The 19262-nt window shown below is 62.7% G+C and carries 18 protein-coding genes; 6 read left to right on the top strand and 12 right to left on the bottom strand.

Annotated features, from left to right (window positions below; translation table 11 throughout):
- Nucleotides 1-20: 20 nt before the first annotated feature.
- Nucleotides 21-2009: a DNA helicase RecQ gene (recQ, locus tag BRA49_RS10840; RefSeq protein ID WP_292386024.1), complete on the bottom strand. Its 1989-nt coding sequence runs from the start codon at nucleotides 2007-2009 to the stop codon at nucleotides 21-23.
- A 39-nt stretch (nucleotides 2010-2048) separates the two neighbouring features.
- On the opposite strand from recQ, the gene BRA49_RS10835 reads away from it, so the two are divergent.
- The gene (locus tag BRA49_RS10835) at nucleotides 2049-2228 is read left to right on the top strand and encodes a hypothetical protein (protein WP_292386022.1); all 180 of its coding nucleotides are present in this window, start codon (nucleotides 2049-2051) and stop codon (nucleotides 2226-2228) included.
- An 8-nt stretch (nucleotides 2229-2236) separates the two neighbouring features.
- Here BRA49_RS10835 and BRA49_RS10830 read toward each other — a convergent pair whose 3' ends face one another.
- Both BRA49_RS10830 and BRA49_RS10825 read right to left on the bottom strand, forming a co-directional pair.
- Nucleotides 2237-2917, bottom strand: a complete 681-nt coding sequence (locus tag BRA49_RS10830; RefSeq protein WP_292386019.1) for an endonuclease III domain-containing protein — start codon at nucleotides 2915-2917, stop codon at nucleotides 2237-2239.
- Nucleotides 2917-4509 (bottom strand): NAD+ synthase, encoded by a 1593-nt coding sequence (locus BRA49_RS10825; protein ID WP_292386017.1) that lies wholly within the window; start codon nucleotides 4507-4509, stop codon nucleotides 2917-2919. Before BRA49_RS10825 ends, BRA49_RS10830 begins: the two co-directional genes overlap by 1 nt.
- A 322-nt stretch (nucleotides 4510-4831) precedes the next feature.
- Here BRA49_RS10825 and BRA49_RS10820 point away from each other — a divergent pair, with 322 nt between their 5' ends.
- Nucleotides 4832-6154 (top strand): ATP-binding protein, encoded by a 1323-nt coding sequence (locus tag BRA49_RS10820; RefSeq protein WP_292386014.1) that lies wholly within the window; start codon nucleotides 4832-4834, stop codon nucleotides 6152-6154.
- Between the two features lie 9 nt (nucleotides 6155-6163).
- Entirely contained in the window at nucleotides 6164-7396 is a 1233-nt protein-coding gene (locus BRA49_RS10815; protein WP_292386012.1) for a GNAT family N-acetyltransferase, read from the top strand.
- A gap of 31 nt (nucleotides 7397-7427) precedes the next feature.
- Here BRA49_RS10815 and BRA49_RS10810 read toward each other — a convergent pair whose 3' ends face one another.
- Nucleotides 7428-7598 (bottom strand): hypothetical protein, encoded by a 171-nt coding sequence (locus BRA49_RS10810; protein ID WP_292386009.1) that lies wholly within the window; start codon nucleotides 7596-7598, stop codon nucleotides 7428-7430.
- Between the two features lie 337 nt (nucleotides 7599-7935).
- Here BRA49_RS10810 and BRA49_RS10805 point away from each other — a divergent pair, with 337 nt between their 5' ends.
- Complete coding sequence (locus BRA49_RS10805; RefSeq protein WP_292386007.1) at nucleotides 7936-8481, top strand: metallophosphoesterase; 546 nt, start codon at nucleotides 7936-7938, stop codon at nucleotides 8479-8481.
- Between the two features lie 33 nt (nucleotides 8482-8514).
- Here BRA49_RS10805 and BRA49_RS10800 read toward each other — a convergent pair whose 3' ends face one another.
- Nucleotides 8515-9867 carry a hypothetical protein gene (locus BRA49_RS10800; protein ID WP_292386005.1) on the bottom strand — a complete coding sequence of 451 codons (1353 nt, stop codon included), beginning with the start codon at nucleotides 9865-9867 and terminating at the stop codon, nucleotides 8515-8517.
- Nucleotides 9868-10260: 393 nt separating this feature from the next.
- Between BRA49_RS10800 and BRA49_RS10795 the strand changes: the two genes are divergently transcribed.
- Nucleotides 10261-10737 (top strand): pyridoxamine 5'-phosphate oxidase family protein, encoded by a 477-nt coding sequence (locus BRA49_RS10795; RefSeq protein ID WP_292386003.1) that lies wholly within the window; start codon nucleotides 10261-10263, stop codon nucleotides 10735-10737.
- Between the two features lie 131 nt (nucleotides 10738-10868).
- On the opposite strand, the gene BRA49_RS10790 is transcribed toward BRA49_RS10795, so the two are convergent.
- Nucleotides 10869-11390 (bottom strand): hypothetical protein, encoded by a 522-nt coding sequence (locus BRA49_RS10790; RefSeq protein WP_292386001.1) that lies wholly within the window; start codon nucleotides 11388-11390, stop codon nucleotides 10869-10871.
- Nucleotides 11391-11532: 142 nt separating this feature from the next.
- Between BRA49_RS10790 and BRA49_RS10785 the strand changes: the two genes are divergently transcribed.
- Nucleotides 11533-12429, top strand: coding sequence for a Clp1/GlmU family protein (locus BRA49_RS10785; RefSeq protein ID WP_292385999.1), 897 nt, complete (start codon nucleotides 11533-11535; stop codon nucleotides 12427-12429).
- Nucleotides 12430-12434: 5 nt separating this feature from the next.
- Here the strand turns inward: BRA49_RS10785 and BRA49_RS10780 are convergent, their stop codons facing one another.
- From BRA49_RS10780 to BRA49_RS10755, 6 genes are all read right to left on the bottom strand, one after another.
- Nucleotides 12435-13685 (bottom strand): SLC13 family permease, encoded by a 1251-nt coding sequence (locus BRA49_RS10780; RefSeq protein WP_292385997.1) that lies wholly within the window; start codon nucleotides 13683-13685, stop codon nucleotides 12435-12437.
- 83 nt (nucleotides 13686-13768) lie between these two features.
- On the bottom strand, nucleotides 13769-14776 hold the full coding sequence (locus BRA49_RS10775) for a phosphate uptake regulator PhoU (protein ID WP_292385995.1): 1008 nt from the start codon (nucleotides 14774-14776) through the stop codon (nucleotides 13769-13771).
- 286 nt (nucleotides 14777-15062) lie between these two features.
- Nucleotides 15063-16037 (bottom strand): TIGR00341 family protein, encoded by a 975-nt coding sequence (locus BRA49_RS10770; RefSeq protein WP_292385993.1) that lies wholly within the window; start codon nucleotides 16035-16037, stop codon nucleotides 15063-15065.
- A gap of 627 nt (nucleotides 16038-16664) precedes the next feature.
- On the bottom strand, nucleotides 16665-17630 hold the full coding sequence (locus BRA49_RS10765) for a sulfurtransferase (RefSeq protein ID WP_292385991.1): 966 nt from the start codon (nucleotides 17628-17630) through the stop codon (nucleotides 16665-16667).
- Between the two features lie 206 nt (nucleotides 17631-17836).
- Nucleotides 17837-18511, bottom strand: coding sequence for a metal-dependent hydrolase (locus BRA49_RS10760; protein WP_292386274.1), 675 nt, complete (start codon nucleotides 18509-18511; stop codon nucleotides 17837-17839).
- A gap of 64 nt (nucleotides 18512-18575) precedes the next feature.
- Nucleotides 18576-19184 (bottom strand): response regulator receiver protein, encoded by a 609-nt coding sequence (locus BRA49_RS10755; RefSeq protein ID WP_292385989.1) that lies wholly within the window; start codon nucleotides 19182-19184, stop codon nucleotides 18576-18578.
- Nucleotides 19185-19262 lie beyond the last annotated feature (78 nt).

Below are 19262 nucleotides of genomic sequence, written 5' to 3'. Positions count from 1 at the left end.
GGCCCCTGCCATCGCCGGTGTCACCCGCGGCGTTCCGGCCCGACCCCCTGCTCGGCGCAGTGCTTATCGATGGCGTCGAGGAACCTCCTGCCGTAGCGCTTCAGTTTCCCCTCGCTGACGCCGTATATCCTGAGGAGCGCAACGCCGGTGCCCGGGTAGCACTTCGCCATCTCTTTGAGGCTTCGGTCGTGGAAGACGACGAACGGCGGCACATGTTCGAGGTCGGCAACGACTTTCCGGAGCTGGCGGAGCCGGAGAAAGAGGGCCTCGTCGTAGTCGTCCTCGTCCTCCGCCGCGATCACGCCTTCCGGGCGCGGTTGCGTGAGCGGGACCGGGAGGTCGCCCGCGAGCACCGCCCGGCTCCGGTCGTTTGATATGAGGACCGGGTAGCGGCCACCGGTCGACGCGATGAACCCCGTCATGACCATCTCCTGGATGAAGAGCAGCCACTGGTCGCGGGTGTAGCCCCTGCCGGAGTTGTAGGCCGGGAGGGTATCGTGTCCGTTCTCGCGGATTCTCGCGGCTCTGGACCCGGTGAGAACGTCGGCGACGTAAGATGCCCCGAAACGCTCTCCGACCGCCCGGATGCAAGCGATGACCGCCGATGCAGCCTCCGTCCCGTCGAAGACCCGGACCTGCGTCTCGCACCGGTCGCACCCACCACATCGCTCCTCCGGGTAGGCCTCGCCGAAGTAGGCGAGCAGAAATTTCCTCCGGCACCCGGTGGTCTCGCAGTAGTCGAGCACTGCTCCCGCCTTCCGGTAGGCCGCGTCCTTTCGGGTCGCATCGACGCATTCTTTCTCGATGAGGTACCGGATCGTGCTGTAGTCGCCCCGGCTGTAGAAGAGGATGCAGTCGGCCGGATCCCCGTCTCTGCCCGCTCTGCCGGTCTCCTGGTAGTAGGACTCGATATCTTTCGGGAGGTCGGTATGGATGACAAATCGCACGTCGGGTTTGTCGATGCCCATGCCGAAGGCGACGGTGGCGCAGATGATCGTGGCGTCGCCGTGAGAGAACGTCTCCTGGTGCTCTGCGCGGACGGCGTCGGGGAGGCCGGCGTGGTAGGGGAGCGCCGAGAATCCCTTCCTCCGGAGTTTCTCCGCGAGGTCTTCCGTCGCCTTCTGGGAGAAACAGTAGATGATACCGGCGTCGTCCCGGTGTTCGGTGAGGTACGCGACGAGCCTCTGGAAGTAACGCGCCTTCGGCACCACCCGGTAGGTGAGGTTCGTCCGGTTGAAGGTCCCGACGAACCGGGCAGGGCTTCTCAGGCCGAGTTGTTCCGCGATGTCGTCCTGGACGGCGGGGATGGCCGTCGCGGTCAGGGCGATGACGGGGACCGAGGGGAACCGTTCTTTGAGCACCCGGAGCCGGCGATACTCGGGCCGGAAGTGGTGGCCCCACATCGATATGCAGTGCGCCTCGTCGATGGCGATGAGCCGGACGTCCGCCCGGGCGAGGAGCCCGAGGAAGGACTGTTGCACCGCCCGTTCGGGAGAGACGTAGAGAACCTGGATGCGGCCTTCGAGGATCACCCGCTCGATGATCTTCTGCTCCCCGTACCCGAGCGAGCTGTTGATCGTCGCTGCAGCAACACCGTTCGCCCGGAGGCCGTCGACCTGGTCCTTCATCAGGGCGATGAGCGGTGAGACGACGACCGTGAGCCCTCCCGTTACGAGGGCCGGGAGCTGGTAACAGAGGGATTTGCCGCCCCCGGTCGCCATGACGGCGAGGACGTCGCGCCCGGCAAGGACGGCGTCGATGATCGCTTCCTGGTGGGGAAGGAACGATGTGTAGCCGAAATATTTTTCTAGAACGCTGTATTTTGCATCCATTGCGTCACGAAACCCGATCCGGTAGATGGTTGGACCGAGGCCGGGATAGCATTTGTTGTTGGCCGGCACCTGCCGAATCGCCCAGGGGTAGCCGCGATACGTCCCGGAAGCAATCTTTCTCGGGCTCGCAGTCTTCTCGCCGCAGGCCCCGGGGTCGTGCCTTCGCTTTACCTGCATCGAAGTGCATATCCGCGGGAAGCGCGCGTACTTACGTGTATGAAGAACGTCGATATGACGATCGAGGGGAACACGCTCACCATACGCGTGGATCTTGGGAAGGATTTCGGCGAATCGAAGAGCGGGAAGTCGATCACGATCGCCTCCACCGAGGGCAACATCCCGGTGCCGGGGCGCGAGGAGGTCATGATCGGGCTGAACGTCTACCGGAAGAAGTGAGCGGCTGGTCACGCCCGGGCGCCGGCGCACCGGAGCGGTCCCCGGACCACCCGGATGGGACAGCGGCTGCAGAGCGGTGTCTTCCTGCAGACGGTCTTTGCCAGGCAGACGATCTGGGCGTGATAGTCGTTAAAGAGTTCTCCGTCAGGAACAAGATTCTCAGTGAAGAGGCACTGCATCCGGTCGTAGGATGCCCCCTCGGGGAGGAGGCCGTAGCGCGAGAATATCCGCCGGGTGTAGGCATCGACGACGAAGACCGGCTTTCCGCAGGCATACAGGAGGATGGTGTCCACCGTCTCCTTCCCGAGGCCCCGGAGAGCGAGCAGGCGCTCGCGCAGGGCGTGGGTCTCGACGGCCGCCATCACCGCCGGGTCGGCCCGGTACTCCGCAACGTAGACCCGGGCAAACTCCCGGATCCGCTTCGTCTTCTGGTTGTAGAACCGGGAAGGGACGATCAGGGGGGCGATATCCCCGGCCTCGGCTGCAGCGAGCAGGCACGGATCGAGCATCCCGGCGGCGTCGAGGTTCCGGACGGCCTGTGCCGCGTTCGTCCAGGAGACGTTCTGGGCGAGGATGGCGCCGACCATCGTCTCGAACGCCGTCTCCGCCGGCCACCAGTGCTGGTGGCCGAACGCATCCCGGAGGGCGGTGTAGATATCGAGCAGGTATGCGGTGAGGGGCGTCGCCATCAGCGCCACCACGCCTTCGCGGCGATCGGCATCTGCCAGTCCGTCCCGAAGGCCCGGTCGGTCACCCTGAGCCCGGGGGCGGCCTGCCGGCGCTTGAACTCCGCCTGTCCGACCATCCAGAGGACCTCCCGGACGGTCTCCTCGGGATACCCGGCGGCGACGATCTCGTCCGCCCCCTCGAAGCAATCGATGTGGCGGTGGAGGACGGCGTCGAGAAGGTCGTAGGGAGGGAGGGTCTCCTGGTCGGTCTGGCCGGGCCGGAGCTCGGCGGAGGGGGGCTTTTCGAGCACCCGGCCGGGGATGACGGGGCTCTTCGCGTTCAGCCACCGGGCAATCCTGTAGACCATCCCTTTCGGGACGTCGGCTATCACGGAGAGCCCACCAGCCATATCCCCGTAGAGAGTAGAGTAGCCGACCGCGATCTCCGACTTGTTCCCGGTGGAGAGGAGCAGGGAGTTGAACTTGTTTGCAAGGGCCATCAGGACCGTCGCCCGGATCCGGGCCTGCAGGTTCTCCTCGGTAGTGTCGTGGGGCCTGCCGGCAAAGACCCCCGCGAGGACCCCGTCGAACGCCTCCATTACCGGGGCGATCGGGAGGCAGTACGTCCTGATCCCGAGGTTCTCTGCAAGTTCCTGGGCGTCTTCAATGCTCTCGGCCGAGGTGTAGGGGGAGGGAAGGAGCACACCGAGGACGTTCTCCGGCCCGAGTGCCCGGGTGGCGACGGCGGCCACGAGCGACGAGTCGATCCCGCCGGAGAGGCCGAGGAGGGCCGATGCAAAGCCGCACTTCCGGGCGTAATCGCGGGTGCCGAGGACCAGCGCATGCCAGATCTCGGACTCGGGGTCCTGGTCATCGTGAGCGACCGCCTGCGGGACGGGGCGGGCGATATCGACAGTCACGATGTCCTCGGCAAAGGCCGCCCCGCGGGCGATGAGGCCCCCGTCGGCACAGAACGCGGAACTCCGCCCGTCGAAGATCAGGTCGTCGTTTCCGCCGACGAGGTTCGCCCGGGCGATTGCGACCCGGCGATCCCTTGCTATCCGGGAGAGCGTCTCCTCCCGGAGGCACCGCACGCCTGCGGCAAACGGCGATGCGGAGAGGTTCACGATCACCTCCGGCATCGGTCCCCCGCACCAGACCTCCTCGCCGATAGAAACCCCCACTGTCCTCCCGCCGAGGCGGAGGATCCCGGGATTCACGCCTGCCGGCTCGAAGTAGCGGCTTTCGTTGAGGACGCCTAAAGAGAGACGGGTCTTGTGGAACGTCTCCTTTATCTCCCCGCCCCTGAGGAGGGCGGCGGCGTTGAAGAGCGGCCGGCCTGTGCCGGAGAGGTTCGGCGCGGCAAAACCGACGAGCACCGGCGGAGTATCGACGAGATTGGCCGCCAGGTCTTCCAGGACGGCGAGGCCCCGGTCGATAAATCCCGCATCGAGCAGCAGGTCCCGGGAGGGGCAGCCGGGCAGGGAGAGTTCCGGGGCTACGATCAGGTCAGGTCGGTAACGAGCCGCCTCCTCGACGCCTGCTGCTATCCGGTCGGCATTGCCGGCGAGGTCGCCGACGACCGAGTTCACCTGGAGGAGTGAGATCTTCATGATGTTACCCCGGTTATTCCGATCAATATTAGCGAAACGGAGCGCATATGCTTTTGCATATCCCCTCCTCCCGGGGTCGGAGCGCATATGCTTTTACATATCCCCTCCTCCCGGGGTCGGAGCGCAGGGGGGGCCGCCGTCAGCGGGCGCGCCTTTCTGTCAATCTGATCCATTTTTAAGGTGAGAGACGCAAGCACCCTGTAGAGAACATGCAGAGAGCGTACCGTAGAGCGGCATCTCCCTTCCGGGGCGCTGGAAAATCATCTCCGTCCCGTAATCACCGCCGGGGGCGAGCGGCTTGATCCCCGGGAAGCGCCGGCCCGTGGGGGTCGGAGGTGAGGGTGCTCGCCCCCTCCTGCTTGCGGCATCGGTCTTTGCCGCCTTCGCCGCAAACGCCGCCGGGCTCTTTTTCGGCATCGCCGGTGTCCTCCCGCACCTGATGTACCTGCCGATCGTCCTTGCCGCCTACTGGTATCCTCGCCGCGGCACCCTCTTCTCGCTCGCTCTCGCCCTCGGCTACCTGGCGATGACGCTGCCCTTTGCCGGGAGCGATGGCGAACTGGTGGTTGCGGCGCTCTCCCGGGCGGCGGTCTTCGTCGCTATCGGCGCCGTTGTCTCGTTCCTCTCCTGCCAGCTGCGGGAGCAGGAGGGACGCTACCGGGGAATCTTCGATAACTCGGAGGCAGGGACGTTCATCATCTCCCCGGAAGAGGCCGGGTTGCGCATCGAGGAGGCCAACTACGTGGGCGCCACCCTCCTTGGTTCCACGGCAAACGACCTGGTCGGGGAGCCCATGAGCCGGTTCCTCGACGATCCCGGCAGGTGGGGGGAGTTCGGCGAGAAGATCCGGTCGCGTAAGGCGGTGTACGGGTATGAAGCAACCCTCCACCGCGTCGACGGTGCTGCCGTCCGGGTGCTCGTCTCCGGCGGCCGGTTTCCCGACGGGCGGTTCGTCCTCACGCTCGTCGACATCACCGCCCGAAAGAACGCGGAGGATGCGCTCCGCGAGGCGAACACCAGACTGAATAAGCTCGGAAGTCTTACCCGCAACGACCTTATGGCGGCGGTATCGCGACTCACCGAGCGGATTGCCGTGGGTCTACGGCAGTTCGATGACCCCGCCGTCCGCCAGTTCCTGGAGGGCCTGGACGGGGACGTCCGGCTCGTCCAGCGCCGCGCGGAGATCACCCGGGACTACCAGGACCTCGGCCTCCGGCCGCCGGGTTGGCAGCCCCTGCAGGAGGTGATCCGGGAGGCGACATCGCGCCTGCTGCTCCCCGGGATAGTGGTTCGTCCCTGGGTGGAGCGGCTTGAGGTCTTCTCCGACCCGATGCTCGATAAGGTCTTCTCGAACCTGATTGAGAACGCCGCCCGCCACGGGACGACCGTATCGACGGTCGTCATCACCTACCAGATCCGAAACGACGGGCTCTTGATCTACGTCGAGGACGACGGCATAGGTGTTCCCAAGACGGAGAAAGAGAAGATCTTTGGGTACGGCGCCGGCGGGGGGGGTGGACTCGGGCTCTTCCTCGTCCGGGAGATCCTCTCCATCACCGGTATGACGATCCGCGAGACCGGAAGGCCCGGCGAGGGGGCGAGGTTCGTGATCCATGTTCCCCCGGACGGCTACCGGATCGTGTGAGGTGATGCCGTGTTTACAACAGCGCTCATCCCGACAGACCTCTCCGCTGCCTCCATGGCCATGGTGGAGCGGATCGGCGAGGTCCCGGGCGTCCGCGAGGTCGTCCTCTTTCATGCCCGGGGACCGGCCGGGCCCCTGCCGGCCGAAGAAGCGGCGCTCCGCAGGATGCAGGAGTCGGTGCGGCGGCAGGGTCTCCCCGCGGAGGTGGTGATAAGCGAGGACGACGGGACAGGTCTTCCGGAGAGGATACTCCGGGCCGCCGCCAAGAACGTCGACCTGATCGCGATGGGCGTCAGGGAACCGGGCCTGCTCAGGAATCTCTTCTCCGGGAACGTTGCGGCCGCCGTACTCCGGGAGGCCAGGACGCACGTCCTGATCGCCCCGCAGTCAGGAGAGGGCAGGTTGCCGCTCTTTATGCGGCTGCTGGTGCCGACCGATCTCGTGACCCCTGCGCCGGAACTTCGCTTGATCCTGGAAGATCCTGCCGGTAGCGGGACGGCAGCGCTCCTCTACGTCGTCGAACCCGGAGACGCGGAGACGCAGCAGGAGGCAGAGGCCCGGCTCGTTCTCCTCCGGGACGGCCTCTCACCCGCCGGGCGTGAGATCACGGCGCTGGTGCGGAGCGGGAACCCGGCACGCACCATCTGTATCGTGGCGGATGATATCGGCGCCTCTGCGGTCGTCATACCCCGCATCGGGAAGCGCGATGCCGCGGGGAGCGCTCCACTCGGGAGCGTCACGAGGGCGGTCGTCGGGTGCTTAAAATCACCTGTTCTGGTGCTGGCAGTCGCGATCCGCCTGAGAATAGATGCCCGGGAACTCAAGAGCGATGAGTTCCCCCTCGCTGAGGAGATCTGGATCGAATACCACAGGTTGAAGGCGGATCCGGGAACGGACCGGATATTCGGGGTCTTCGCGGACGATACCCTTGTCTCTGTCGCCCGGTGCCGCCGGCATCCGGACGGCTACGAGGTGGACGGGGTCTTCACCCCGGCCCGGTTCCGGGGGAGAGGATACGCCCGGAGGGCGATGGACGCACTCGTCGAGGCGTGCCAGCACGATACCCTGTACATGCACGCGGTCCGGAATCTCGTTGATTTCTACGGGGAATACGGCTTTGTATCGATACCGGAGAGCGACCTTCCGCCGACCATCCGGGCGAGGTTCGCGTTCGCACTCGGCGAGATGGAAGGCGCGAACGTCCAGCCGATGCGTCGCGTTGCCGATCCGTTCCGGAGGTAGTACGGCAGCACGGCACACTCGTCATTCCGGCTCAGTCATCGTAGAGTACCGGGGCCTCTGCGTCGTCGTCGATGTCGTCGGAGAACGGGACATCAACGACGACTGCGCCATCCTCAAGAATATCGCCGATCTCGATGTATATCCCCGCAGGGAATTCTCGCTCTTCTGTTCTGCCGTCAGAACGTTTGACATACGCCCACATGCTGTGCCTCCATGAATCCATTGCTTCTGCGCTCCCGATCCACCTGACCCGGGCTCTGCCCGGAATCCCGTGTCTTCTCGAGAGCATGCTCCTATTCCAGTATCAGATAATAGTCGAATAAAGATTTTCCGGTGTGAAAACTTGAGAATACCCAGGACATTCCAGATTTCTGGGGCAGTATGCGCAGAAGCGCGAGGAGGTCCGGGGGAGGAGGCCCCCCAACACAACTACCCGCCACGGGAGATCTCCGGGGGAAGAACGGGGCCGCATCCGACGCACCGGTGGTGGGGACGACCGGGCCGGACGCGATGGGGTGGTGCCCTCGCCCCGACCCCCCATGCGATGCACAGTCACCTATATCGTGGAAGCGGTCAGGAGTGCATACATGCGTATCGGGATCCTCTCCGACACACACGACAACCTCCAGCTGGTGGATGCGGCCGTAGGACAGTTGAACAGGGAGCGGGTAGAACTGGTGCTCCATGCCGGGGATTATGTCTCACCGTTTGTCGTTCCCCTGCTTGCAAACCTGCAGTCACCCATGATCGGGGTTCTCGGGAACAACGACGGCGACCAACGTCTCATCTCGGCACGCTTTGCCGAGCATGAACTCCTCAGCCTGCGGGGAGCCTTTGCTGCCGTCACCGCGGGCGGCATGACGATCGGTCTGCTGCACGGCGATGACCGCGAACTCCTGCAGGCGCTCATCGGACGCAAGGCCTTCGACGTTGTGGTCCACGGCCATACCCACCAGGCAGGGGTCAGGACGCTTGGGGGGACCCTGGTCGTCAACCCCGGGGAGGTCTGCGGTTACCTGACCGGCCGGCCGACCGTCGCCGTTCTGGATACGGTGAACCGGAACGTCGAACTGCTCTCCCTGTGATCCGGTAGGGGGCGGAAAAAAGTGTGGTGCGGGTTATACCGCAGCGACTGGCTCTTCGCTGAATGTTCTCCCGAGATCCCAGGCCGGAGTGCCGGCACTCCCGAGATCCGCTGTGAGAGTCGCCGCGGAGACATTGATTGACGCCGGGACATCGAAGTAAAGATAGCCTTTCAGCGATTCATACCGGTCCAGCGTCGTTTTGTCGAAGGATTCCCCGAGCAGGGTGAACTCCGGAGTCTCCATGGGCTCGAATGTGGCTCCCTGGTAATTAAGGATGAACGCATCCCGCCCGGGAGTCTCGATAGCATAGAGGTCGGAGTCGCCCTTGTGCCCGAGATTCGTCGATTTGACGACAACGAGGAGGAAGGCGCGTCCTTCGTCTGCCTCAACCTTCGCCGCCGCCGATTTATTGACCGGGAGATCCTGGTATGCCGTTACGGTTCGGGCGGACTCTGCGAGTAGCGAGACCATATTCTCACCTGACGGATCGTCGTAGGTGTACCGTTCCTGGAGAGGCAATGTCTCCGGCGTCGGTGCGACTGGAACCGACCCGGTTCCGGTTGGAACGACGGGCGCCGCTGCTGCCCGGGTGGTGACGTCGCTCGGTGTGGCGAGATCGGTGCCGGCCTGCTGCATCCTGATGGTCTGCTGGCTGACCGCCTCAAGGCTTTCCGACGCTCCGGCGAGATCCCTGAAAGCCGTCGGGACCGACTCTTCACCGGCATCCGTCGTGTCGAGAAGCGTTTCGCTTGCCGTGGAGTAGGCACCGAGCGATCTCACGAACTCATCCTTGACATGCTGCTGTTCCGGAGAGACCTGGAGCGGCTGCACCTCACCGAGCATCCTGACGGAGAGCGCATGCAGGTCGTCCGCCGCTACAGCGGCGGCATCCGGGTCCTGCAGGTAGAGGGCATGGGCATGCTCCATCGAGAGTCGCATCAGGCGGATGCTGGCGGTGTCGATCAGATCTGCCAGCCGTTCGTTGTCGTACCTGCTGTCCCTGTCGGAAGGTGTACCGACTGCAGGATCCGGAACGACGGACGAGCTGGTCTTCGCCGGATCGGCGGGCATCACCACCTCTGCACCGGCGCCGGTGAGGGTCTCGGGAACCCCGGCATCAGCCGGGACTGCGGTAGAGGTATCCCTCCCGTCCGGGAGTGTCGGAGCCGCGTTGGAGGCATCTTCGTCCAGCAGTATCGGGACGCCTAATGGCTCTGATTCGTATTTTGTCGTCAAAATATCGTCGAATGAGAACGATAAGAGTTCCCCCGACTTCAGCGCCGTGAGCCCCTGGCCTGAGTCGGCAATGGCCGGCACAGATAAGAGGAACCCCGCGCAGACGACAATTCCAAAGATTATTAGAGCGTGCTCATGGTGCTTGCTCATGTGCATTTTTCTCTCATCTGATGTATATAAATATTATTATATTGTTTGTTTGAAAAAAATGGGCTCTTTAACGAAACCGTTTCTCGTATCGGTGAAACTCCGCCAGCCAGGGGGCGGCGTAGCCGGCAGCAGAACTACCGTTCTTGGAGGCCCGGGCAGAGCAGCCGACAGAAACCCTGCCCGGACCGCCCCCGGGACAGGATCCTCGGGAGGCGAGGCGGGCAGGACTCGTCCGGGGGAGAGTTACTGCTCGCCGGCCCGGCGACTAAATCGAATATTCTGGAAATCCAGCCCCTGATTTCCGGGCATCTTGTTTTCCCGGGAAAACAACGCACCCTCCCGTGGAAACCTATATGTACTCTCACGGGTTACCGGGATATAAGAGGATACCTGATGGAGATCGTGAAGATACCGAATATGAATAAAGCCGAGTACGACCAGCTCATCGAAGAGGGGTTTATCAGCCGGATTGCATTTCAAGGGAGTAAATACCCATATATCGCCCCGTTCCTGTACGTCTTCGACGGAAAATTTCTCTACTTCCTGGCAACCAAGTATGGCAGGAAGAACGACCTCTTCCGGCAGCACCCGTATGTTTCCGTCGAGATTGAGAAGTATTCCAGCGACCTCTCCTGTTACACCTTCGTGACCATGCAGGGGTACCTGGTCCAACTTGAGGATGCGATCGAGAAGAAGATCGTGAGAGAGAAGTTCGTGAGCATGATCCGGGCGCACAACCTCTCCCAGAACATCCTCGCGGCGCTCGGCCACAAGCCCGAGGAGCCGCTTGAGGCGATCGCCTCCGAGGAGCGCTCGAACATCTGGAAACTTACCGGCGTGACGGATATCGTTGCTTTGAAGAACCTTTAACCGCTGGCATGAAAAACCGCCAGTGGGCATGCACAGCATCTGCCAGGCCTGCCAGAGTAAGGATCCGAGTCATGATTGGCCGTCTCCGTTTTTCATGCCGGTAGAGCCCCTCTTCCTTTTTGCGCCCTGAATCACTCCAGGAGCGGTTCGAGCATCGCGCGGGCCGCGTCCAGCAGGGCGTCGAGGCCCTCCGGTGTTATGGTCCCCTTCTCCATCCAGCGGATGATGCCGCGTCCGTCCAGGAGGTAGATGTAGGCGAACGACGTCTCGTCGATGTCGTAGGCCCGCCGGCACCGCTCGATATCGCCGGGTACGGTCAGCACCAGGTTGTACTTCGCGGGCGGGACACCACCCGCGAGCCCCTGGCGGATGCGGTCGGCAAGGGATCTGCCGATGAGGCTATCGCCGACTACCGTCACGAGGTAGGTTGTCACCCGGGGGTTTTGGGTGAACGCCCCGGAAAAGGGGGCGCTCCCCGACTCTGCCATCGGCAGGGCCGACTCGAGGAAGACGAGGACGACGAGCGAGACGTCGCCTTTCGCATCGTCGGGAAGGGTGACGACCTTCCCGGAGAGAGACGTGGCTATAAGGGTGGGAAACGTCCTGCCGAGGGCCGCGGACACCGGCTCGGTGGTTGCTGTCGTTCTGCTCATGCCCGCCAGTGGACCGCACTCACAATAAAACCTCGCTCTCGCGGCATGCGGCCCACAGGAGATGCGGCGGGTTAGACCGCGGGAGCGTTGCATCAAGCACTATAAACCATGGACCACAACAGTTCTCGTGAGGGGCAGAATCGTGGCCACGATCCGTATCGGGGAAGGATGGGAGGCACTCGTCGCGGCGCTCTTGCGGGCGGATGCCCCCGAGCGCGTTTACGTCGTCGGGGCGACAGACAGCGGAAAAACGATGCTCTGCCGCTACATCGTCGACGAGACGGCACCGCGCATGAGCACGGCATATGTCGACTGCGACACCGGGCAGTCCCGTATCGGCCCGCCGACGACCGAGGGGATGCTCCTCTACCCCGGATCGCCGGAGCCGCCTGGCCTACCCTATCTCCGGTTCATCGGCTCGACGTCCCCGGGCGGCCACTTCATCCAGACGTTGACGGGAGCAAAGCGCCTCGTCGAGAAGGCCGCCGAACTCGGTGCAGGCACGACCGTCATCGACTCACCCGGGCTCGTCTCCGGCGGGGTGGGCGCTGAGTTCCAGTTCCAGATGATCGACCTGCTCCATCCTACCCGGCTCGTCGTCCTCCAGCGCGGGCGGGAACTGGAACGGCTGCTCGCGAACTTCTCCCGGCGTCCGGCAATGACGGTCCACCGGATCCCCGTATCATCGGCGGCCGTCGCCCGGACCGCGGTCGAGCGGCGGCGTTACCGCGAGGAGCGCCTCAAGGCCTATTTTGCCGACGCGCGATTGCAGGAGGTCCCGCTTTCAGGGCTCGGGCTCCAGGGCCGGGTGCCCGACCTGAAGAATCCTCGCGGGGCCGCCCGAAGGCTGGTCTCCCTCAACGACCCCGAGAGTTTCACCCTCGCCCTCGGCATCGCCGGGGAGGTGCATCCCCAAGGACGCGTGCTCGAGGTCGTTGCTCCGCCGTTTGACCCGGCCGCCATTGCGTCGGTCAGGTTCGGCTCAATCTACCTGGACCTCGCGGCAGAGCCGGGGCATGTGGAGTCCTGCCGCCCCTGACCTCCTCACGCCGGGAGGAGCGTGAGGAAGAGCACGTACACTGCCGTCTGGGCGATGGTGAGCGGGACGCCGATCCGGGCAAACTCCCCAAACGTCAGTGTCTCTCCCTCTCTCTCCGCGCACTGGATGATGATGACGTTGCTTGCCGCCCCGAGGATCAGCATGTTCCCGGCGATGGTGCTGCCGGCCGCAAGCGCCATCATGCCGACGGTGGAGCTCCCGAGGTGCGAGAGGACGGGGAGGGCGAGGGCAACGAAGGGGACGTTCGAGACGAACTGGGAGACGACGACGCCCATCACGACGATGACCGGGATGGCGGCGAGATCGAGAGAGCTTCCTTCGATGAGCGACTGGAAGAATCCTGACTGCCAGACGCTCGCCATCAGGACGAAGAGGCCGGCGAAGAAGGCCAGTGTCGGCCAGTCGATCCGGCGGATGAGCTCGAACCGCCGCCTGCTCCCGACGAGGACGGGTATGGCCGCGACGACCGCGATCCAGGTCACTCGGAGATCGAATTCCGGGACGAGCATGGCTGCGACGACCTGGGCCCCGATCAGGAGAACGAGCAGGATAAGCGAGAGGCGGGAGAGGGACGCGAGGGTGGGGTCACGGATCTCCTCCTCGCGGTGGACCAGCGCGGTCGTGTGGAACTCGCCTGGAAATGCTCTTGCGAGGAACCCGTAGGCGAGCAGAAGCGAGATCGCCGTCGGAACGGCCAGGTAGAGGGGGAACGTGACGAACGGGTCCGGAACGCTGCCCGAGAGGGCGACGAGGAGGTTCTGCGGGTTCCCGATGGGGCTTACCACGCTTCCCGTCGTGACGGCGAACGCGAGCGCGAGAAGCAGGAGTTTTGGGGAGATGCCGTGCCGCCGGGCGAAGTAGAGCATCAGCGGGGTGCCGATGACCGCGAGCGTATCGTTCATCAGGAGCGCCGAGAACAGGCCGCCGCCGAGGAGGATGAGAACGACCAGGTGCCGGACCGACTCTGCCCGGGAGAAGAGCCGGTGGGAGAGGTGGTAGAGGTATCCGCTCTCTGCGACCGCTTCACCGATCACGAACATGAAGAAGAGGAAGAGCATTACGTCGAGATTGATGGACGCGAGCGCATCTTGCGGCGTGATCGCTCCTGTCACCAAGACGGTGGCTGCCCCAAGGAGCATCACCTGCCATATGCGGAAGTTGACGTTTCCGATCTTCCGGACCGCGATCAGGAGAAAAACAATGATGAGAACGACGATCGGGATGAGGGTGTTCATGGTATCGCGGGCAAGGAAGGTACGTTTATCGATGGTTCGTCGTCCGCCCGAAAAAAGGGATCACCAGGGGCCGCGCCCGCCCCTCATGACTCCTGGCCGACGGTATAATTGATGACGCTTTCGCAGATGTCGCCGGAGTATTCCCCGATACGCCGGATACTGTCTGCAATCTGTCCCACGGGGATCGCCGTCACCGCCTCGTACCGGAGCACCCGGGTGCTGATCTCCCGGGTCATCTCCTCGAGATCGCGCACTTTCTGAAGCGTCGTGTTTGCCTTCATGATGTCGCCCGAATGAAACGCTTCCATGCTCCACGCGAAGATATCCAGAGCAAGCGCGCTTGCATCATCCATGAGGTCAAGTGTCGCCGCCTCGACCTCGCGGTCGATCAGGGCGAGAGCGTTATGCGCAACCCGGGTGGCGTGATCGGCTATCCGCTCGATGATTCTGCTGACCTGGAAATAGTACGTCGCCTGGTGTACCGGGATGCCCATTCGGCGCGAGAGCGCGGCATCGATCGCGATGAGGTTGTCCTGCCGCGCAACGAGCCAGTGCAGCCGGTCTACCTCCGTGTCCCGCACGACGACGTCCCGGGCAAGTGCCGCGTCGCGCCCCCGTATGGCGGCCATCGCGTCCTGCTGCATGCCCCGTGCCAGCACATGCATCCGTTTGAGGGTGTTCTCAAGCGGCATCTCTGCAGGGTTGAGGAGATCCTTGATCGTTATCGAGGAGTCCGTCTCGCCGACCACCTCCTGGCCGATCGCCATCTGCGTGAATTCCCGGACGAGCTGCAGGGCAAACGGCGGCATTCTTCCTCTCGACTCGAGGCGGATGGCCGTGAACCCGGCGACGTATGCCCCGACGAGGAGGCGGAGCAGGTAGGTGCGATCCGTCGTGGCACCGACCTCAAAAACTCTGGTGCGATAGGTCGGCTCCCCGCCGATCTTCGGCGTGATCAGGAGCGAACCGTCAGGCTGTATGATCAATCCTACAGGGTCGTTCTTCTGTATGTTTGCGGATCTGATCCACTGTTTCGGCAGGGATACGATGTACGACGAGCCCCCGGTGATCTGGACTTTTCTGATCTCCATGGATTGTACAGCGTTGGTGCCGGGAGGGTATATGCGTTCTGTGTAGTATATATGACACCGGAGTTTATCACACATCCATATGCCCGTATAGAGCCCTTCGAGAACGCGTATCTACCCGATACACCCACGCGGTAATCAATGGCCCGGCTGAGGGGATGGCCAGCCGGTCCGGGAAGAACCGCACCCGGAGCAATGAAACCCGGTCTGGTAACCATGCACAGAAGAGACGATCCCGTTACTGTAACGGCTCCTTGAGCGGGAGGAAGTGAAGTGACGTTGTGCGCTGCTACATCCACATGAGCCACGAGATCCCGATGAGCAGGGTGAGGAGGATCACGGTTGTTATGATCGGCCATGCCCGGTATCGCCGTGCAACGGCCTTTTCCCGGGGTGCCCGGGGTTCTATCTTTAGCAGGACGACGGCGATGAGTGCGCCTGCCATCAGCCCGACGACCTGCCCGGCAACCAGCAGCGCGGAGGAGAGCAGGCTGATGGGCTGGAGCACCAGGACGAGGCCGGCCACCACCGTCGGCGGGATGATGGCGGCAGAGATGGCGACGCCGGCGATCACCTCCGTTATGCTCTTGTTGAACGCCATCGCGGCCGCGAACCCCAGAAGCACTGCCATCAGCGTATACATGGGGTTCAACACGAGGCGCGTGACGATCTCTTCGGTCGGTCCGATCGGTAAGACGAGGCCGATCAGGAAGGTGGCGACGGCGGAGAGGACGAAGACGCCCAGGAGCAGTGCCGCCAGCACGCTGAGGCAGCGCAGGGCGTTCTGGATCCTGCCGAGAGCGGCATAGACGGCGAACCCATAGATCGGGCCCATGATCGGGGAGAGAAGCATGGCCCCGATGAGGATCGTCTGGTTGTCGAGCAGCAGGCCGAAGAAGGCTACCAGCCCGGCGATGGACGTCAACACAAGTTTTTCGAGATCGAGTTTATCGTAACCCTGGATGGTTTCGAGCAGTTTCTCGACCGGCGTTTTCTCGCCCTTCTTCTCGGTCTCCTTTTCGGCGCGTTTTAAGAGCGACGAGATGACGAACTCCGGTGTCGAGACCTCGATCATGTTCTCGTTGTACCGCAGGTCCAGCACGCCCTGGATCTTCTCGATCAGGTCGTCGAGGTTCTCGTCCGGCGTGTATATGGTGATCTCGTAGATCTCCTGAACGAGCGATATCGTATAATGAAGGCCTGTAAGGACCTCTTCTACTCTGCTATGCCCGTCTTCCCTTACGTGTACAACGATCTTCTTCATGTTTTGCCGGCCTGTATATTCCTCGAGAGCGCGAACTCCTGATCGGGCACTGCCCGGTTATCCGGTCGATCCCCGCATCGACGACCCTGTTGCTCCCGATATGCTCCTTCCCCTGCCGCTCACGTGTTTTTGCCTGGATGTTCATCCGGCAGCGTCACGAAAGCAGTAGTTCGCGGCAGCCCAGGTGTTTCTGGGTGAAAATATCGGCACGGCCGGCTTCTTTCCGCCATCTACGGTAAGTCCTTCGCTCACGGGCACGATCCGGCAACGGCGCTGTCCACGGAGATCTAATGGCTGCAGATGAATTTAAGGTTTCGCGAGCGCTTGGAAGATGAAGTAATCCGGCACAGGTTCGCCCTCGTTCGAGACAGGGCGGGCCGCTACGCTGGAGGAGAGAATGCGAACTGTGCCATCTATCGCATGAACACACCTCGCGGCTGCGAGAATCCCGGAAGAAATGTGGATTAGAGAGAAGAGGACGCACGAAAAGACGACGTCAAGGGGGGAAGTGTCTTGTGTGGATCCAAATCTCTCTAGCGCTATTTAGTCCACGGTAATATATAATAATTTCTGTTTTTTTAAATGTAGAAAATAAAGGTTATGGCTGGTTGCCCGGGCGCTTACGGACTACCGTGCAGGAACCGCCTCTCTTCTCGCCTCTCGTGGTTCTGACCCCTCTACGACCGGGTTCTCCGGATGCGTGACCCATTCAGTGAACGATCCCTCGTAGAGCCGGACGTCCGGGTAGCGGTAGAGCCACTTCAAGAGGACAAACTCGTTCGTGGCCTCCCGGCCGGTCCCGCACGAGCAGATGACGGTCCTGCTCCGGTCGACACCGTGATCTTCCAGGATCATGTCGAGTTCGTCGTTCGGCCTGAGCAGCGCCGGGTTCTCGTCGTCCATCAGGCTTCTCCAGGGCAGGTTGACGGCACCGGGGATATGCCCCGGTCTCCGCCAGGGACCCTGCCCTTCATAGACCTTTGTCGGACGCGCGTCGAGCACGATCACGTCGTCGTTGTCCTTGACCCGCAGGAACTCCTCGTAACTGATGGCGTAATCGTCGCGGAGCTCGGCAGTGAAACCGGACGGCTCAATGGGAGGGTACTCCTGCGAAAGTTCCCCTCCATGATTCTTCCACTCATCCAGTCCTCCATCGAGGATGTATACGGCGTTGTGACCATACTTCGCCATGGTGTAGGCCATCATCGTCTGCCCGAGCCCATCTCCCCTGCTGGAGAATACGCCCTTGCCGGTGTAGACGACGACCGGCGAGTCGGCCTCAATGCCCGCGCGGCGGAACGACTCCTGAATGCAGGCGGTCGGGCTGTACGACCCCGGGAAGCCACGATTGGATACCCGCAGGACGCCTTCGGTCAGGTAGGTGGCACCGGGGATGTGCTCCTGGATGTAGTCGTGTATGTTCGGCTGGATGTCGACGATCGTCAGGTTGCCGTCGTGCAGGCGGTCGGCCAGCCAGTCCGCGGTCACCAGTTTGACCTTCCCGTCACCGCGGGGATACGGGACATTTTCCCGGTCGCTGCTGGCCTGCAGGCGTTCTTTACCGCCGGGGGTGAATATCTTGTCATCTTCCATTCTTATCACCTCATAGTGGATATTCTCACTCTGAGAGAGTGATCCGGGCCCCACTCCGGGCTTGAGATCACATATACCTTGTGCAGGATCCGGTGGAGGTGCGGATGGGCTTCGTGACACGGACCGTTGCGCCCGCCAGGGAGGCGTACTCTTGAAAAGTAGGGCAGGGGTCCAGTTGCAGGCGGCAGGAGCTCATCCTGCCGCCGTTACGTTTCAGGGCTCTCGGGACCAATCTCGATGCTCTCCGCCGGCGAGAGGATCCTGACCCGGATCGCCGTCGTCCGCTCGATGGCCTGCTTGAAGTTCTGGAGATCCTGCCGGATGGCCGGGAACGTGTCGTAGTGCATCGGGATCACCAGCCGTGCCCCGGTGTACCGGGCTGCAATCATCGCCTCGTCGGGCCCCATCGTGAAACGCCCGCCGACCGGGAGGAGTGCCACGTCCGGCCGGTAGAGGTCCCGGATAAGCTGCATATCGGAGAAGAGCGCCGTGTCGCCGGCATGATAGACGCTGATGCCGTCCATCGCGATGACGAATCCCGCGGCGGCACCGCCGTAAAAGCCCATGCCCTCGTCCTCCAGCCACGACGAATGGAGCGCGGGCGTCATCGTAAACTGCACGCCGTCGACGGTGATGCTGCCGCCGATGTTCATCGGTTCGGTGGGAACGCCCTTCGATCGGAGGTACTTTGCCACCTCGTTGACGGCGACCGTCTTCTTCGAGAGTTCTGCAGCAATGCCCAGGTGGTCCGCATGGGCATGTGTCACGGCAACGATATCGGGTTCCACGGAGAGCGAGTCTTCCGGGATGAAGGGATCGATGAGGATCGTCCGCGATCCCTCAAGGCAGAAACACGCGTGGCCAAGCCAGGTCAACCTCATGGAGAAGAGATCGGCCTTGCCCATTAAAAAATGTTCAGGGGAGTACAGAGGGTGGACCGGAAGGTTAGAACTCCCCCATATCGATCGCTTCGGTGATGTCGATGGCCTCGGAGAGGCCGTCGTTGGCGACACCGCGCGTCATCAGCTCGGAGAGGTCGCGATCTTCCATCACGTCCCTGATCCGCTCCAGGTACGGGTCCAGGGTGGTATCCCTCTGCTGCTCGATCACGTGACGGTACTCACGGAGCGTGGAAGGGCTCACGTCGAGTTCCTCGCTGATCTCCTTCATGGTCTTCCCCGAATCAAGAAGTTCGGTCATCGATGCCTGATCGAACGGCATCTTGAAGTCGAGCTCCCGGAAGAGTTTGAGGCGGACCCGGGCGCGTGCCACGGTCTTGCTCAGTTTCTCATCGCCGAGCGCTCTCGCAATCTCCGTATCGTTCTTACCGTCGTAGTATGCAACCACGAGCTTTGCGAGTTGCCGCGGGGCGAGTTTGGTCTTGAAATACCCCTGATCGAGGACCTCCCGCATGATCAGGGCAATCTCGCGCTCAACAGCGTCGCGATCCCGGAGCGTACCGTGAACCTTTCTCATCGGCTCAACGATCGTCTTCTTGTTCGTGATGGTCGTGAACAGCTCGAGGAGCTGTTGCTTGCGGGTATCTTCTGCCATGTCCGTGTCTCTCTATCCTGTATTCCACCGTCTGGTTCAGGAGGTCACTCATGATGACCTCGAATATATATACCTTAT

The sequence above is a fragment of the Methanoculleus sp. UBA430 genome, assembly GCF_002506585.1.
In the GTDB taxonomy this organism is placed as follows: Archaea; Halobacteriota; Methanomicrobia; order Methanomicrobiales; family Methanoculleaceae; genus Methanoculleus.
This window is presented reverse-complemented; position numbering and strand designations above follow the sequence as displayed.

What these genes read in the sequence shown, in the direction of transcription:
- BRA49_RS10795 (WP_292386003.1), top strand. Translation starts at nt 10,261, where the DNA reads ATGGAGATCGTGAAGATACCGAATATGAATAAAGCCGAGTACGACCAG.
- BRA49_RS10805 (WP_292386007.1), top strand. Translation starts at nt 7,936, where the DNA reads ATGCGATGCACAGTCACCTATATCGTGGAAGCGGTCAGGAGTGCATAC.
- BRA49_RS10770 (WP_292385993.1), bottom strand. Translation starts at nt 16,037, where the DNA reads ATGAAGAAGATCGTTGTACACGTAAGGGAAGACGGGCATAGCAGAGTA.
- BRA49_RS10780 (WP_292385997.1), bottom strand. Translation starts at nt 13,685, where the DNA reads ATGAACACCCTCATCCCGATCGTCGTTCTCATCATTGTTTTTCTCCTG.
- recQ (WP_292386024.1), bottom strand. Translation starts at nt 2,009, where the DNA reads ATGCAGGTAAAGCGAAGGCACGACCCCGGGGCCTGCGGCGAGAAGACT.
- BRA49_RS10775 (WP_292385995.1), bottom strand. Translation starts at nt 14,776, where the DNA reads ATGGAGATCAGAAAAGTCCAGATCACCGGGGGCTCGTCGTACATCGTA.
- BRA49_RS10790 (WP_292386001.1), bottom strand. Translation starts at nt 11,390, where the DNA reads ATGAGCAGAACGACAGCAACCACCGAGCCGGTGTCCGCGGCCCTCGGC.
- BRA49_RS10830 (WP_292386019.1), bottom strand. Translation starts at nt 2,917, where the DNA reads ATGGCGACGCCCCTCACCGCATACCTGCTCGATATCTACACCGCCCTC.
- BRA49_RS10835 (WP_292386022.1), top strand. Translation starts at nt 2,049, where the DNA reads ATGAAGAACGTCGATATGACGATCGAGGGGAACACGCTCACCATACGC.
- BRA49_RS10765 (WP_292385991.1), bottom strand. Translation starts at nt 17,630, where the DNA reads ATGGAAGATGACAAGATATTCACCCCCGGCGGTAAAGAACGCCTGCAG.
- BRA49_RS10760 (WP_292386274.1), bottom strand. Translation starts at nt 18,511, where the DNA reads ATGAGGTTGACCTGGCTTGGCCACGCGTGTTTCTGCCTTGAGGGATCG.
- BRA49_RS10755 (WP_292385989.1), bottom strand. Translation starts at nt 19,184, where the DNA reads ATGGCAGAAGATACCCGCAAGCAACAGCTCCTCGAGCTGTTCACGACC.
- BRA49_RS10800 (WP_292386005.1), bottom strand. Translation starts at nt 9,867, where the DNA reads ATGAGCAAGCACCATGAGCACGCTCTAATAATCTTTGGAATTGTCGTC.
- BRA49_RS10825 (WP_292386017.1), bottom strand. Translation starts at nt 4,509, where the DNA reads ATGAAGATCTCACTCCTCCAGGTGAACTCGGTCGTCGGCGACCTCGCC.
- BRA49_RS10810 (WP_292386009.1), bottom strand. Translation starts at nt 7,598, where the DNA reads ATGTGGGCGTATGTCAAACGTTCTGACGGCAGAACAGAAGAGCGAGAA.